The organism is Rhodopirellula sp. MGV (assembly GCF_002251265.1).
Classification (GTDB): Bacteria; Planctomycetota; Planctomycetia; order Pirellulales; family Pirellulaceae; genus Stieleria; species Stieleria baltica_A.
Genome location: NZ_NPDI01000035.1, coordinates 1 through 15,041, shown reverse-complemented (window position 1 = coordinate 15,041; position 15,041 = coordinate 1). Strand labels below are relative to the sequence as shown.

Here is a 15,041-nt window from a genome sequence, read left to right as displayed (position 1 = left end):
GATGAACGATCAGTTCTGAGCGGGAACAATATAAATAATCTTACCGATGAATCCGCTGCTGCCGCTCCATTGGATGACTTGGAGTCGAACACGTAACGGCTGTTTCGACTTGACCGCTTCATCAAGTGCTGGGGAGCTATTTTCCGGAGGGTAGAGATTGATATTCGGCGAATCGTCGACGCCCGTTTCTTCGAATCGCCAGCTACCACTATTGGAGAGCTTGTTGAATGTCAACGTTGTCGTTGCGATTGCCCCAATAATCTCAGCCTTTTCGAGAACAGCGGTACCAGATGCCTCACTGGACAAAAGTGCCTTGTGAAGTTCAGTCAGCGAACTTGGCAAAACTCGCTTCGACGCTTCAACCTGTTCCTCGATGTCTTCCCTATTTTTCTTGTCCGTTTGTCTGATTTCTTTTCGTAGTTGTTCCTCCGAATTACCAATTGCTTCTTGCCGTTCTGTGGCAATTGTATCGCTGTCGAACATTTGACGATCACTGGACTGTTTGGCATACACGGAAGTCACCCAAATCAGGCCCAATCCCGCAACCAGTGCCGCCACATCGCTTCCGATCAGATATCGCGTTTCGGGAGTGGAACGCGAATACTTACAGCACTCTCTACGGATCCGCGCAACATCGGTGGTGAAATCGCGATCGGATCTCAATGGTGTCGCATTACGCAAAAGCATTGGGTGTAGCCCGGCGGGAAGATCGCTCTCGATCGGCATCGCTCGCGTGCCGAGTGTGACCGGAATCACGTGCTTTGCATACTCCATTGCGAGTTCTACCTCACGCCGAACCCAGTCGTCTTCAGCCATGATGCGTGGTCGCCGCTGATCATTTGCGATCGACTCCCAGACCGGTCCAATAACGACCAAGACAACATCTGATTCCCGAAGCCGGTAATCGATTTCCTTCGGAAATTCGGCACCTGGTTCAATGGTGTTGGTATCAAGAAAAACGGCGGATTCACCGAAGTCTCCGGCGAGTGATCGCCACAATGCATTCGAATCGGCACGTGAATCATCTCTACGATACGAGATGAATACCTTGGGCGACGGCGCCGTGACACGAAGGAACAACCAACATCGAAGTCCCCACAGAAAGATCGCAATGCAGGTCAGAACCGACGCGATGGCATAAAACTGGTTTTCAACAATTGACATAGTCGGCCTGGAACTTCGTGAAATCGTAATTCGCTAAATACGTCGCATTTGGGCCAGTTGATCCTCCATGAATCCGCCGTGGTCCGCCAACTCCACTCTGTCGCTTCTTATTCGCTACCATCAGGTCCGGCTAAGGCCAATCATAGTGCTCCCGCCGAAACGAATCAGTGGTCTGCAATGATCGAGCGTGTCTAGAACTCCATTTCAAATCGGCCTGACGTATCACTTCACTTGCGAATCGTATCATGCCCGCCCCTTCCCATACAATTGACTCGACAAAACCACATGCCAGCTTTCGAGTGAACATGCAAACTTGTATTGGCGATATGCCATTTGGTCAAAGGTCGATCTGAGCCATCGGCTATGACCTGTCCGATGGCCGATTTGATGAAGAAGTATGCGGGCAACTCCAAGCGTCTCTTCGGGAACGGATCAAGATCGCATTGAAAGGGCCAGTGACAAAGGACAGCCCACTATTTCAGCTCGTTGAGGGCATTCAAGCGGTTGAGATGAACAAATAACTGACCGACGCATTTCAAAAACGAATAGAAGTCTCGCAGGGATTTCAACAGAAACTCGATCTTGCATTGTTGCCTGTCCCACTTCGCGACTCGATGGGAGAACGTCGTGCGCATCACGGCGAAAACGCCGAAACCAACGGGATACCCGGTCGTGTCTACAAAGACAAATTCGCCGAATCCGAACTTGAGAATCCGACGATCGCGAGCGTCTACTTGGATCGCGTGATCGAGGCATACATCCGCATTTTTGAGTGCGAACCGGCAGACGATTCCCCAGGCGTCAACGCAATCAACTTGCTGATACTAAAGGGTGCACTAGACGCACTATTGGAAATCGAACATCTCGCCCCAGCGGTCAGTTTTGCAGTCGTTCCCCGTTTGCAGTCGCGCGATGGGGAGACGCTGCCTCAATGAACTACTGGGATCTCGTTACTGTCCTCGAACTTGCGTTACCTGGCCGCGACAAAACGACAGTCAACAGTTCGCCATCGCTTAGGGCCGTTCGATCTGACGAGGATTCGAGACTTTCAACAAAGACGATCGACAGGATTCTCAATCCGCATCAGTGATGCTTGATTGACCACAAACCACCGGCATGCCCCGCAAAAACTTGTCGCGATGCTACCTGTTGCCCACTCGATCCACCATCGCCAGGAATACTGTCTCGGTCTCTCCTTCATTCAGTTCATGAAATCGGAGTTTCGCCAACGGTTGGTCGACGGTGTTTGCGATTTCGGTGCGGACTGACAAGCCGGATCTTTGACAAGATCCATTACCGCTTGGGATCGTGGTGCTGGGAGGATCTTCGACAAGATCCACTACCTTGTTGTGGTGCTGGGAGGATCTTTGACGAGATCCACTACCTTGTTGTATGGCGTCTGACGCAGGAGACGAGGGCGGTTTTGTCGATTGGTTTGCTGAGGTAGTCGTTACAACCACATTCGAGGCAACGCTTCATATCGTCCTTCATCGCGTCGGCCGTCAAAGCCACGATAGGACCTTGAAAACCGAGTCGCCGCAATTGCTCGGTCGTTCGGTAGCCGTCTAACCGAGGCATTTGCATGTCGAGCAAAATCAGGTCCACGACGCGATCGTTTCGAATCATCTCCTGTACGATCTCAACGGCCTCTTGGCCGTCATCAGCCTCTGTGATTCTCGCGCCAGCCTTACTTAACAGACGCGTTGCGAGGAATCGAATATCGCGACGGTCGTCGACCACCAACACGCTGCAGTCCAGCGGCGTGTTTTCATCAGGTGCTGCTGATTGTTGTTGCTCAGGACTTGCGACGGCGACGACCATTTCGCCAGTCTTCACATTTCCAGCATCGATCGAAGCGGTAAAGCAACTGCCGACGCCGGATTCACTTTCGACGGTGATATTGCCGCCCATGATATTGGCCAAACGCTTTGAAATCGCCAAGCCAAGCCCGGTGCCTTCATGCCGTCGTGAATCCGACGCGTCCACCTGCGTGAATGGCTGGAACAGCCGCTTGATCTGGCGTTCTGTCATCCCAATACCGGTGTCGGTTACTTGAAAACTAATCAGGTTCGTCGCTGCCTCATACTGCGTCGAGAGCGTTACGGCACCTTGATCGGTAAACTTGATCGCGTTTCCGACGAGGTTAATCAGAATCTGTTTGAGACGTTTTTGATCGGCGAAGACCGTCCCCGGGATACCATCGTGACACTCGACAACAAATCGAATCCCGTTGTCCGACGCACGAACCGACATCATGTTTCGAACATCCTCGACGAGTTGCAGTGGCGAGAACGGCTCAGACACCAATTCCACTCTCTCTGCTTCGATCTTCGACAAGTCCAAGATGTCGTTGATAATATCCAACAGGTAAAAACCGTTCCGCCGGATCGTTTCGATATAGTCATTTGTCTCGCTACCCCCGGAGCTTTCGCGGAGCAAGTCGACGTAACCGAGGATCGCGGTCATGGGAGTACGAATTTCATGGCTCATGTTGGCAAGAAATTCACTTTTGGAACGGTTCGCTGATTCGGCAAGTTCTCGCGCTTCGCGGAGCGATGCTTCTATCTCATGTCGTTCAGTGACGTCCCAGATGACCCCCGTATTTCGCACCACTTTGCCGGACGTACTACTGAGCGGTTCGCCGGCGGCGGAAAGCCAACGCAGCCCAAGCGTCGGATGATAAATCCGAAACTCGATATCCAGGTCGGTCGCTTCGGTGATCGATTTCGTCCATTGCTCGATAAGCTCGTCCCGGTCGTCGGGGTGCACCCGTTCGAAGCAACGCTCGGGATCAGGCGTCACTGCCGAGTCGAATCCGTACAGTTCATAAAACCGCGGAGACCAGTAGAGCCCCTGCGGACTCCACTCCCAGATCCCCATCTCTCCGGCTTGCAGTGCCATTCGAAGTCTGCGTGAATCGACCTCAGCTGCATCGGCCGCTTGGCGGCGTTCCAAAAGCAAGTTGCGCACGGCGACTTGACGCTGACGATCTCGTAATCTCGCTTTCAACTTGCTGACGAAAACTGCGATCCGTATCGGGCTGGGCACCAAGGTGACGTTGCCCAGAGAAAGCAGACGGTCGACGCGTTCTGACGACAGTTCGTGGTTGCCGAGCAGAACGAGCAGCGGAAAATCGGACCACTCTGGTTGATCACGCAAAGCGTTTTCAAGCTTTACCAAAGCGGAGTCATTCAGATGCCCTTCAGGCGCCAAGCCGACTCCGATCCCTGAAGAGATCGCGGCACACAAGCTCGTCATATTCGCGCACAGTTCGAAACCGATTCCTGCGTCAGTCAGGATTTGCCCACACAATTCGGCGTCACGCGGGGTGGGCGCGAGGATTGCCACGCGTTGGGTGGCTTCTTCGAGAGGATACTCATCACTCATTCGTTGCGATTCCCCTTCGCTGGCATCAGTGCTTCATGAGCACCGACAAACTCGGGTGTACCGCTAAAGACGCCGCGGAATTTCGTGAGCGGCTCGCCAATCGTTAGCCCCTTGGAGCTGAGAGCGAATTCGCGAATCGTATGTTCGTGACTGGCCGTTCGGTTTTTGACGACCGAGATCGCGCGATGGATTTGACCTTCAGCCTCGAAGTAGCGAAACAAGACAACTGCATCGGCCAAGTAGCTGGTATCAACCGGGGTCGAAGTGGCGCGGCCGAGCATGCCGTGCTGCGCCACAACAAGAAACGTACAAACGCCTCGTCGGCCGAGATAGTGCAGAATATCGTTGAGATGAACGACCAAGAATTTCTCGTGGGGCATGGCGTTCAGATAGCCATTCAAACTGTCGATGATCACCACCGATGTTCGTTTTTGATCTTGGTCGACTTCGACGGAAGACCGCACCAATGAAGCGAACTCATTCGGTGTCACTTCACCGGGACGCAAATGATTTACCTCGATCAATCCTTCGGCGATGTATTTTTTTAGAGGCAGCCCCAGCCCTTCGGATCGATTGAGCAATGCGTGTTCGCTTTCTTCGAACTCAAAGAGGATGGCACGATCGCCACGCTTTGCCGCTTCGACAGCAAACTGCACTCCCATGCTCGACTTCCCGACCCCGGCAGGGCCGAGCAACAAAGTACTCGAACCTTCGGCGACGCCGCCGCCCAGCAGCTTGTCCAAAGCGGGAAGCCCGCTACTCAAATGTTTTCCATCTGGCAGAGGCTGCGTTTCACTATCAAGCCACTGCGGAAAGACGACCAGTCCGCCCCGCGTGATCTGAAGATCGTGGACGCCGCCTGCAAAATCCGATCCGCGATATTTGATAACGCGCAGGTACCGGCGTTCCTTCCCGTAGTCGGTCAAATGCTGTTCAAGGCGAATGACGCCGTGCGACAAGCTTTGAAGTTGGTGGTCTTCACCCGACGCTTTGTCATCGAGGAGAAGCGTCGTGCAATTTCGGCCCGACAGGAACTGTTTCAAGGCAAGGATCTGGCGGCGGTATCGAAATGCGCCTTGCGAAAGTAAACGCATCTCCGAAAGCGAGTCGAACACAAGCCGATTCGGCTTAAACAATTCGATGTGTTCTTGAACACTGCTCAGTGTGTTGCCGAGCTCGATCTCACCCGGCTCGAACATTGTGTAGTGACTTTGACCAGCCTCACCTTGTGGATCGACTAGCTCGTGAACCTCGATTCCGTCCAGCGACCAACCATGTGATCGGGCGATCGCGATCAGCTCTTCCTTGGTTTCGGAGAGGGTGACATAAAATCCCTTTTCCCCGTTGGCTCGCCCCTCCAGCAGGTACTGCAGCCCGAGTGTCGTCTTTCCCGTGCCGGGGCTCCCTTCGATCAGATACAGTCGCTCTGCTTCCAGTCCGCCATAGAGAATGCCATCCAACGCTGCAATTCCCGTGCTCACACGCCGGGGGGCATTTTCAATCAACTCGCTCACCGCATCACTCTCCTCAATTGACCCGGATAGCGAGGCCGATCTGCATCCAAACACTAGCGGTTCACCGCACTCGCTTCCATCGATTTTAGCTTTCGTGAAGAATACCGTAAATGTACACCTCGGGCCCCGAATTGAGGGTCCTTTTGTGTCAAGTACTCTCGCCAGGAGAGTGAAACCTCGCTCGCAAACGAGCTTCATTTGTGTCGGTGAGGTAGCCACGGTGACGGAGGGATCTTTGACAAGATCCAGTACTGCTTGGGCAAGACGGATCTTTGACAAGATCCACTACTGGAGGGCCCGGATTTTTGACAAGATCTAGTATTTGGAGGGCCCGGATCTTTGACAAGATCCACTACTGGGCGGCGCCTACGATTGGGGCTTGATCCCCAGCCGGGGCATCGCCACTGAATCAGTGGAGTTGCTGCCAGAATCACGGGGTTAAAAGTTGGCTTTCTGAGGCGGGAAACCGCTTGACGATTTTCAATTTGTTGCTTGAATACCGCGCGAGGCGGAACAACGATTTTGGACGCTTAACCAGCGGCCTGCGAAACGTCTAACGGGTTGGCACCGGAGCCGAAAACTCGTTGGCGTGATGGATCGTTTCTCTTGCCGGTTCGGCGTGCCAGTCCCTTGAACAGCTCACGTGTCTAAGTCGCCCCATTTTTGAAAAATGGTGTTGCAACAGAACGGAAAAAGTCGAAGACTGACACTGGTTTTTAATAACGGATTGTGTCGCCAGCTTCAGCGATGGCGACGCTTCCGAGGCAGGACGGTCCACAGCGAGATCAGCCCGCCGCATGCCGGTACGTCGCCATACCGTAAGGCTCTAAAAATCCCCCAAGGTCAACGCGTTGTCGCTGCATGATTGCGGTTAGATGACAGCTAAAGAAAGGTCGGCCAACAGCCGTTGAGGCTGGTTTGATTGTCGTTTCTTTTACCAACAATGGAGGGGATTCCCCTTGATCCAACTACAGGGTGTTGCGCGCGCTGCGTTTGTTCGTGAAGCTCGTACGGTTCTTGATTTTGACTTGGCTCGGCAACTCGCTTGCGAGTATGGGACACCACTGCTGGTGGTCTCCAAATCTAAACTGATCGACACCTACCATGCGATGCGTCAAGCATTGCCCGGCGTGGACCTGTACTATGCCGCGAAGTCGAACTGCGACTTGAACATCCTCTCGACACTGTGCGCCGAAAACGCCTTCGTCGACATCTGCTCCGAAGGCGAACTGGACGCCGCGTTGGCGGCCGGATTCACCCCGGACCGAATGCTGCACACTCACCCCTGCAAAACCGATCAAAACCTGCTGCGCTGCTACGAAGCAGGCGTCCGCTGGTTTGTATTCGACAACCCTCTCGAAGCGGAAAAAATCGCTCGACTGACCCCCGATGCTTCGCTGCTGATGCGGCTGGCTGTCTCGGGTAATTCCAGCATGATTAACCTGTCGTCCAAGTTTGGTGCGCCACTCGAAGACGCCCTGGAAATCCTTCAACACGCTCGCGAATTGGGCCTGAACGTTCGTGGTTTTTCATTCCACGTCGGCAGCCAATGCACCGACCCCGAAGACTACCGTTCGGTACTGCGTTCGGTTCGTGCGTTCTGGGACCAAGCAGCCGAACTGGGCTTCGACTTGGAAGTCCTAGACATCGGCGGCGGCTTCCCGGCGCCGTACATCGAAAACGCTCCTACCATGGAATCGTTCGGCCAGGTCGTTTCCGAAGGCTTGCGTGAATCGTTCGGCGACCTGCCGATCCGACTAATCGCCGAACCGGGCCGTGGCTTGAGCGCCGAATGCACGACACTGATCACTCGCGTGATCGGCAAGAGCACTCGCTGGGGAACCCCGTGGTACATCATCGACGACGGCTTGTACGGCAGCTTTTCGGGCAAAGTATTCGACCACGCAGACTTTCCGCTGATCGTCGAAAACGCTTGGGGACGCGACACCGAAGCCTGCGTCATCGCCGGCCCGACCTGCGACTCCAGCGACGTGGTCAGCCGCGATCAATACCTGCCAGCACTCGAAGTTGGTGAACTGCTGCTTGTGCCCACCATGGGCGCGTATGCAGGCGCCAGCGCCAGCCCATTCAACGGGCTGCCGGTCGCGCGCACCATCCAAATCGATTGACGTCACCCGTCACCCTTCGTAAACGCTGAAAGGATTGATGCTCACCTTCGCCGTACTGCTTTATCTTGCATTGACGATCGGGATCGGCTTGTACGCGTCTCGATTGGTGGGAGATTCAAAAGACTTCATGATCGCCGGCAGGTCTCTGCCGCTGTACATGAATTTCACCTGCGTGTTTGCGACTTGGTTTGGCGCCGAAACCGTGCTGTCGGTTTCGGCGACCTTCGCGAATGAGGGTCTGTCGGCGATCCCGGGAGACCCGTTCGGTTTTTCCGTTTGCCTAGTGCTGGTCGCCGTCTTGTTCGCCAAGCACTTCTATCGTCTGAACCTGCTGACGATCGGCGACTACTATCGCTTGCGGTTTGGCAAGCGAGTCGAGATTTTGACCTCGGCAGTCATCGCGTTTTCCTACCTGGGTTGGGCGGCGGCACAGTTCACGGCGTTCGGCTTGGTGCTGTCGGTACTCGGCAAGTCTGCCGGTGCGGACTGGATGACGCTGAACTATGGCATCGTCATGGGTGCCATTGTGGTGGTGTTCTACACGGCACTCGGTGGCATGTGGTCCGTCGCACTGACAGACATGATTCAAACGGTCGTGATTGTGATCGGCCTGCTGATCGTCGCGGTCTTGGTCGCCAACTTGGCCGGTGGATTCACGCCCGTTTTCGAAGCCGCCCGCAGCGGCGGTAAACTGCAACTGTTCCCGCAAGGTGGCACCCGAGAATGGTTCGCCTATGTCGCCGGCTTTTTGACGGCAGCACTCGGTTCGATCCCCCAGCAAGACGTCTTTCAGCGTGTCACCAGTGCAAAGGACGAGCGGACCGCAGTTCGCGGTACGCTAATGGGCGGAACGTTCTACTTTGTATTTGCCTTCGTTCCGATGTTTATCGCGTACGCCGCGACGGTGATTGACCCCGCATTCATGGAACGGTTTGCAAGTGACGACGAACGCGAAATCCAACGCACACTGCCAGACCTTGTCCTAACGATGATGCCGTTCTGGGCGCAAGCGATCTTCATGGGCGCGCTCGTCTCGGCGATCCTATCAACGGCCAGCGGAACGCTGCTCGCACCGACGAACCTGTTGGTCGAAAACATCCTACGATCGTCTCGACGAAAGCTGTCCGAGAAAGCGATCCTGCTGTCGCTACGGATCGTATTGGTGCTGTTCGCTATCGTGGTCACGATGCAAGCAGTTACCAGCAGCAAGACGATGTACGAGATGGTGCAAGCCGCGTACAGCATTGTGCTTGCCGGGGCGCTCGTCCCACTCGCATTTGGCATTTACTGGAAGCCGGCAACAACTCAGGGCGCTTTGTTATCGATCGTGATTGGCGTTGCCGTGTGGGCCGTCATGAACTTCGTGCTGCAAGATGAGTTCATCGTACCGTCACAGCTTTGCGGCTTAGCTGCGAGTGTCCTTGGTATGATCGCCGGATCATACGCTCCGCAGTGGGTCAGCGACAAACGCTTGGCTCCGGCGGCCAGAGCCGAATAGCATCGACTAACTAGGCTTTGCGTTTTCGGGCAGCAGCTTTTTCAGTTGCCGCTTTGTGCTCGGCAGCGTCGTGAATTGCCTCAAGCTCATTGAGCGACTCCTGGATACGAATCCGATAGTCTTCGACGGATTCGTTTTCGTCAGGAACGAGCGGTTCGCCGAAATAGGCATCGACGCAACTGAATGGCCATGGAATCTGCATTCGGTCCCAGGTTCCGCGAAGCACGATCCGTTTGCGAGGCACCATCGCGACGTTGACGACCGCCGCACCCGATTGCCGGGACAACACCGCGATGCCTTTGCGGACGTGATTGCGCGGGCCCCGAGGCCCATCAACGGCCAACACGATCGACGAATCGATCGCGACGTGTTCGACCAACTGTTCCAACGCCTCCCGGCCGCCTTTTTGACGACCGGTCCGTCGGCTCGATCCGCGAATCGCCTTGATTTGCAACAGCCGATAGGCCGGGATCAGAAGCTGCCCATCCTCGGACTGCGACACCATTGCGGCGGTATTCGGCTCGCGATTGATCGCGGCAGCGACCGAATGTGCATGAAGGATTGAAAACGCGTAGGCTTGGCCACGATCGCGCAGTGTCCCACGCGGATCGTTGTGCACCTTCACACGGCACGTCATGCGCAGCCCCAGCATGACGAACCCCAGCATCCACGATTGTATGGTTATGGAAAACGCCATGCGATTACTATCAATAACTCGTTAATCGATTGCGTGAGATACGAAACAACCTGCTGAAATTTAACCACCGGTGCACCTCCTCGGAAGAAGCCCCCGTCAGGGGACAAGGCACCAGTGCGGCGCATAAAGATCATCAGGCTGAAACGATGCAAAAGCCGATTATGAGGGGCAACAACGCGCCCTACCCGGCCGGCGGATTCTATTCACTACCAAGCCGAACGTTTTCAGCGCGAGGACCTTTAGGGCCACGACCGATCGAATAGGTCACGACCTGCCCCTCTCGAAGTTCATCAAAGTTCACCCCTTCGAGGGCAGAACTGTGGAAAAACATGTCCCCATCCCCAGCATTTGGTGCGATGAAACCGAAGCCTTTGTCCGTGATCCGCTTGATTGTCCCTTGTTCCGTCATACTTCTGCTCTCTAAAAAAATCATGCATCTTCGAGTCCAGCAAACGCTTGCCAGAGCTGATCGATACGGTGGTTTTATGTATTAAATCGAAGATCGCTAACTCGATTCAACTGATGATTGCGTTGACTCTGGCAGGGACGCTTCTGTTGAAGTCGCGTCACTATTTCGATTTGTCTCATCAGTGCGAACCGATTCTTGCTCGGCCGATTTCCGCTCTTTGCGGCGGCTTCGCTTTTCCTCCGCCTTGCGTTTTTTTTCCATTTCACGGGCACGCTTGGCAAAGGTATTTTGGTTTTTAGCGATATCAATTACTCCTCTTAATCTCTATCAAATCGGTAAGCTAACTTCAGGCGGATGCCGTCTTCGAGCGACGCTTGTTACGTCCCTTCATTTGCCAATGGGGCTTGTACGACTTGTTCTTGCGACGCGAGCCTTGCGACTTGCCGCTTGCCGATTTACCGCCCTTTGCTGCGGGAGCACTTTCGCCGAACTTGAACTTGGGGTTTTCGACACGAAGATCAAATCCGATCAACTTTTCGATCGCCTTCAACTCTTTGGTTTCGGCAGAGGTGCAATATGAAATGGCGATGCCTTTTGCACCCGCACGCCCAGTCCGGCCGACGCGGTGCACATAGCTTTCGGGCTCGACGGGCATGTCAAAGTTCACAACGTGCGTGACACCTTCGATGTCGATCCCACGTGCGGCAACGTCTGTCGCGACCAGAGTCTTGATTTTGTTGTCACGGAACGCGTCCAGCGCTCGCTGGCGAGCACCTTGGGATTTATTCCCGTGAATGGCCAGCGCGACGATGCCTTGCCGCTCAAGCTTCTTGACAAGATTGTTCGCGCCATGCTTTGTTCGCGTGAACACGATCGTGCGATCGACTTTGTCACTCGACAGATAAGAATGCAGCGCGTTGACTTTTTCGTCACGCTGAACGTATCGCACTGATTGCTTGACGCCGTCCGCGGTCAACGCCTTGCTGGGGACGGTCACCGAAATCGGGTTGAATAGGAACGTCGCAGCGAGTTCGCGGATGGTCGGCGAAAGCGTAGCCGAAAAGAACATCGACTGACGGTCTTCTGGAAGCTTGGCAACAATCTTGCGGAGTGCTGGCAGAAAGCCCATGTCCAACATCCGATCGGCTTCGTCCAAGACGAAAATCTGGATGTCGTCGAACTTGACTTTGCCCTGTTCCATCAAGTCCATCAATCGGCCCGGCGTGGCGATCAAAACGTCCGTGCCGTGCTTGAGTGACTTGACTTGAGAGTCTTGCCGAATGCCACCATAGACGAGCGTCTGGCGGAACTTCATGTGCTTGCCGTAGTCACCGAAGCTGTCGGCAATTTGGATCACCAACTCGCGAGTCGGCGCGAGAATCAGAACGGTCGGATGATACGCCCGGGTCCGTGGTTTTTCGTTGCCAAGGAAATCCAAGATCGGGATCGCAAAAGCGGCCGTCTTGCCAGTACCGGTGCTGGCACAACCCAAGATGTCCATGCCTTCGATGGCTGGCGGGATGGCCTTTGCTTGGATCGGTGTGGGTGTTTGGTAGTTGAGTTCGCGGAGTGCTTTTTCTAGCGGCGCGAACAGATTCAATGATTCAAAGTTTTGCATGTAGAAAATAGTTTCAGTCCGACGCATCGACTCGATGCAGATGGGTGGACTGTGTCGCTTCTCAGCGGCTTGGCTTCGCGGCGGATCAAGAGGTGCGAAGTGGAGACGAATGCGTCTAGCGAACCAAAGTGCTGGTGCTCGCCCTGGAACATTCCAAGGCTGCTGATCCGACAGCGTCGATGGCCGCTCTTCATCAGCCCGTTGTCAACAAGAAAACAATCGGGCGAAGTGCGTCGTGATGACGCGTGCAGCTTTTCCAGAGGGTCGACGCGACCGTTGATTGGCGGCAATTGGCAAACGGTCAGTTTGCCACTCAAGAAGCGTGACCCCTATCCTCAGGCGAGCTTCTTCTGATTGGACCACGCGACCCAGTCAGAGCCGCCTCTCTCATTCATCCAATCGAAACAGTACATGGGATATGCAGAGCGCTATCCCATCCCACGAAGCCTACACTCCGCAGTTGGGAAAGCCAATGGCAATTCGAGCGGAGAACGATTATTGCGGCCGAGGCAGGCCTTATTGGCACTACGGCAGCGTTTATAGCCGACTGGGCTGCGTTACGGCGAACTGAGGGTAAATCCCCTCACCGGCACGACCGACAAATGCGTGCCGTCATACTGCAGGCAATGCAAACGGCTTCCCGGCCGAGTTTTCGCAGAGCTGTAAAAACGGCAGTGAATGCGAATCCCCCGCCGCGGCGAAAAATTGGTTAAGGCCGGATCCGGTGGTTTGCGCAGGTCAAGGTGTCCACTTACGCCACTTCGACTCAAACCGTACCGACCCGAACCATGAAACGAAAAAACCGGCTGTCACCCTTTGTTTCCGTCCTCACTTTTCTTGCTCTGATCACATCGACACTGCTAGCGTCAAACTTGATCGCCAGTGACGCTTCGCCTTCGCAGAACCGTGCGTACAACCAACAGCAACACGCTGTCTACCGAGCCCTTTGCGAACTCAACCGACAGTGGTCCACACGTTCGCCTGACTTAAATGTGATCAACACCGACTTCGCAATTGCTTCAGATGTGCCGTTGATCCGCATCCACCTGAGCCTTGCGCTAAGAGAACTCCACGACGCAGATACCAGTCGACTGAATGCAACGCAAAAGCATCAGCGCAAGAACCACCTAAAAACACTTCAGACTTACATCAATGCCGGCCAGTTCCCACAAAACGTTTTTGTCGAAGGACGCCGCCCTGTCTTCATCGATCCCTGTGGAACGCACTGTGCTGTTGGTCACTTGATCGCGATGTCAGGTCACGCGTCGCTTGCGAACATGATCAACGAAGAACACCAACTGGATTACCTGTCCGACATTCGAACCGAAGGACTACGGCAATGGCAAGAAGCGTCTGGCTTCAGCCTTGCTGAGCTCGCCTTGATCCAGCCGACCTACCAACACCTTCGCGGTACCACGTTGACGTATCCCAAAGAGGTCGAAGAGTACTTGCTGGGAAACTCCGACGCACTGATGTCCGCTCTTAAGAACGGATCGATCGATGTGAACGCGCGAGTCGGCGGCAAGACGATTCTGCATCTTGCGGCCGCCGCAGGCGACCTTGACCTGGTAAAGCGATTGCTCGAAGGGGGTGCAGATCTCGATGCGGTATCGACGCTTGGCTGTGATAAAACCACCGTGAAACGTGTTGGCCGTTGGACGCTCGTGTCCGTTCACTGGAATACACCGACCGTGTTTTCTGGCAAAGGAAAACCTGGAATCGGGTTTAACGGTGCGGTCTATCAAAATGCAAGATCACGCTACATCGCAAACGTCTTGAACGACGTCGATGGCGGCCGGGAAGGATTCAACGCATTGGACTTTGCGATTCAACCTCCGGCCATGCACGGCAACTACGCTTACTGGGGCAGACAGCTTAAAGCGTATCCGTTTGGAGCAAAGCGTTTCGGCCACAAACCAAACCAAGAAGCCTCAACCGAGCCAACACCGATGGAGCGATTGACGCAGGACCGTGCCGCCGTCGCCAAATGGCTTCGGCAGCAGGGTCTGCAAGAGAACGGCCTGCAAGATGTGAAACAAGAATCTCCGCAATAGCATCTGTTTTTGCATCGCTGGACGAAGCGAGTGCAATCGCACAGTCGCGGAACAGACAGGAGCCCTATCACAAGTCGCTCTCAATCTCGCAATTCTTCGATCAAAGAACCGAACGAATGACGACACTGGGAGAGAATCAACGTGAAAACCCACAGGCCGTTAGGGGCTGACTTGCTACTAGGGCTAACTTGCTTCTAGGGAATGGGTACTGCTTCAGGGGCCGTCGTCGCCTCTGGAGCAGGCATCGGACGCATCAATGCAGTCACATATTGCGCAGCCGTTTCGAAGACCTCGGCTGGCACAATCGCATCGACCTTGATTTGATCTTCCTGCGCTTTGACCGTCCATCCGATCGGTGGCGTGCTGGGGAAATCAGGAAGTCGCACCGAATTTGCAACCGGGGTCATTGCAATGATTCGTTTTGCAAATGCCATGGTGCCAGATCAGCAGCTCCCGGCCTGCCCGTTTGAGACAACATTTCGTTGAGTGGTCCCTGGAGTTGGGAGCTACTTGGCGAGTTTCTGCTTTGCATTACCGCCAACTCGCGTCTTGGCAACTTCGCCTTAGGGTT

11 protein-coding genes are annotated in these 15,041 nt (G+C 54.7%); 4 read left to right on the top strand and 7 right to left on the bottom strand.

Annotated features, from left to right (window positions below):
• Positions 1–9: 9 nt before the first annotated feature.
• Entirely contained in the window at positions 10–1,164 is a 1,155-nt protein-coding gene (locus CGZ80_RS11885; RefSeq protein ID WP_094414609.1) for a toll/interleukin-1 receptor domain-containing protein, read from the bottom strand.
• Between the two features lie 614 nt (positions 1,165–1,778).
• Between CGZ80_RS11885 and CGZ80_RS11880 the strand changes: the two genes are divergently transcribed.
• Positions 1,779–2,099, top strand: a complete 321-nt coding sequence (locus tag CGZ80_RS11880; protein ID WP_103296305.1) for a TRAFs-binding domain-containing protein — start codon at positions 1,779–1,781, stop codon at positions 2,097–2,099.
• A 445-nt stretch (positions 2,100–2,544) separates the two neighbouring features.
• Here the strand turns inward: CGZ80_RS11880 and CGZ80_RS11870 are convergent, their stop codons facing one another.
• Both CGZ80_RS11870 and CGZ80_RS11865 read right to left on the bottom strand, forming a co-directional pair.
• Positions 2,545–4,551 (bottom strand): ATP-binding protein, encoded by a 2,007-nt coding sequence (locus tag CGZ80_RS11870; protein WP_094414603.1) that lies wholly within the window; start codon positions 4,549–4,551, stop codon positions 2,545–2,547.
• The gene (locus tag CGZ80_RS11865; RefSeq protein ID WP_233148377.1) at positions 4,548–6,065 is read right to left on the bottom strand and encodes an ATPase domain-containing protein; all 1,518 of its coding nucleotides are present in this window, start codon (positions 6,063–6,065) and stop codon (positions 4,548–4,550) included. The genes CGZ80_RS11870 and CGZ80_RS11865 overlap by 4 nt, the downstream gene beginning before the upstream one ends.
• A gap of 959 nt (positions 6,066–7,024) precedes the next feature.
• On the opposite strand from CGZ80_RS11865, the gene CGZ80_RS11860 reads away from it, so the two are divergent.
• Positions 7,025–8,194 (top strand): type III PLP-dependent enzyme, encoded by a 1,170-nt coding sequence (locus CGZ80_RS11860; protein ID WP_158222665.1) that lies wholly within the window; start codon positions 7,025–7,027, stop codon positions 8,192–8,194.
• A gap of 37 nt (positions 8,195–8,231) precedes the next feature.
• Complete coding sequence (locus CGZ80_RS11855) at positions 8,232–9,692, top strand: sodium:solute symporter family protein (protein WP_233148376.1); 1,461 nt, start codon at positions 8,232–8,234, stop codon at positions 9,690–9,692.
• 10 nt (positions 9,693–9,702) lie between these two features.
• Here the strand turns inward: CGZ80_RS11855 and CGZ80_RS11850 are convergent, their stop codons facing one another.
• From CGZ80_RS11850 to CGZ80_RS11840, 3 genes are all read right to left on the bottom strand, one after another.
• Positions 9,703–10,389 carry a DUF374 domain-containing protein gene (locus CGZ80_RS11850; protein WP_094414597.1) on the bottom strand — a complete coding sequence of 229 codons (687 nt, stop codon included), beginning with the start codon at positions 10,387–10,389 and terminating at the stop codon, positions 9,703–9,705.
• A gap of 199 nt (positions 10,390–10,588) precedes the next feature.
• Positions 10,589–10,798 (bottom strand): cold-shock protein, encoded by a 210-nt coding sequence (locus CGZ80_RS11845; RefSeq protein ID WP_094414595.1) that lies wholly within the window; start codon positions 10,796–10,798, stop codon positions 10,589–10,591.
• Positions 10,799–11,144: 346 nt separating this feature from the next.
• Positions 11,145–12,416, bottom strand: coding sequence for a DEAD/DEAH box helicase (locus CGZ80_RS11840; protein ID WP_094414593.1), 1,272 nt, complete (start codon positions 12,414–12,416; stop codon positions 11,145–11,147).
• Between the two features lie 788 nt (positions 12,417–13,204).
• Between CGZ80_RS11840 and CGZ80_RS11830 the strand changes: the two genes are divergently transcribed.
• Positions 13,205–14,470, top strand: coding sequence for an ankyrin repeat domain-containing protein (locus CGZ80_RS11830; protein ID WP_094414589.1), 1,266 nt, complete (start codon positions 13,205–13,207; stop codon positions 14,468–14,470).
• A 194-nt stretch (positions 14,471–14,664) separates the two neighbouring features.
• Here the strand turns inward: CGZ80_RS11830 and CGZ80_RS11825 are convergent, their stop codons facing one another.
• Entirely contained in the window at positions 14,665–14,904 is a 240-nt protein-coding gene (locus tag CGZ80_RS11825; protein ID WP_094414587.1) for a hypothetical protein, read from the bottom strand.
• Positions 14,905–15,041: the final 137 nt, after the last annotated feature.

Coding starts and splice junctions, on each gene's coding strand:
- CGZ80_RS11885 (WP_094414609.1), bottom strand. CDS start 1,164: ATGTCAATTGTTGAAAACCAGTTTTATGCCATCGCGTCGGTTCTGACC.
- CGZ80_RS11880 (WP_103296305.1), top strand. CDS start 1,779: ATGGGAGAACGTCGTGCGCATCACGGCGAAAACGCCGAAACCAACGGG.
- CGZ80_RS11870 (WP_094414603.1), bottom strand. CDS start 4,551: ATGAGTGATGAGTATCCTCTCGAAGAAGCCACCCAACGCGTGGCAATC.
- CGZ80_RS11855 (WP_233148376.1), top strand. CDS start 8,232: ATGCTCACCTTCGCCGTACTGCTTTATCTTGCATTGACGATCGGGATC.
- CGZ80_RS11850 (WP_094414597.1), bottom strand. CDS start 10,389: ATGGCGTTTTCCATAACCATACAATCGTGGATGCTGGGGTTCGTCATG.
- CGZ80_RS11845 (WP_094414595.1), bottom strand. CDS start 10,798: ATGACGGAACAAGGGACAATCAAGCGGATCACGGACAAAGGCTTCGGT.
- CGZ80_RS11840 (WP_094414593.1), bottom strand. CDS start 12,416: ATGCAAAACTTTGAATCATTGAATCTGTTCGCGCCGCTAGAAAAAGCA.
- CGZ80_RS11830 (WP_094414589.1), top strand. CDS start 13,205: ATGAAACGAAAAAACCGGCTGTCACCCTTTGTTTCCGTCCTCACTTTT.
- CGZ80_RS11825 (WP_094414587.1), bottom strand. CDS start 14,904: ATGGCATTTGCAAAACGAATCATTGCAATGACCCCGGTTGCAAATTCG.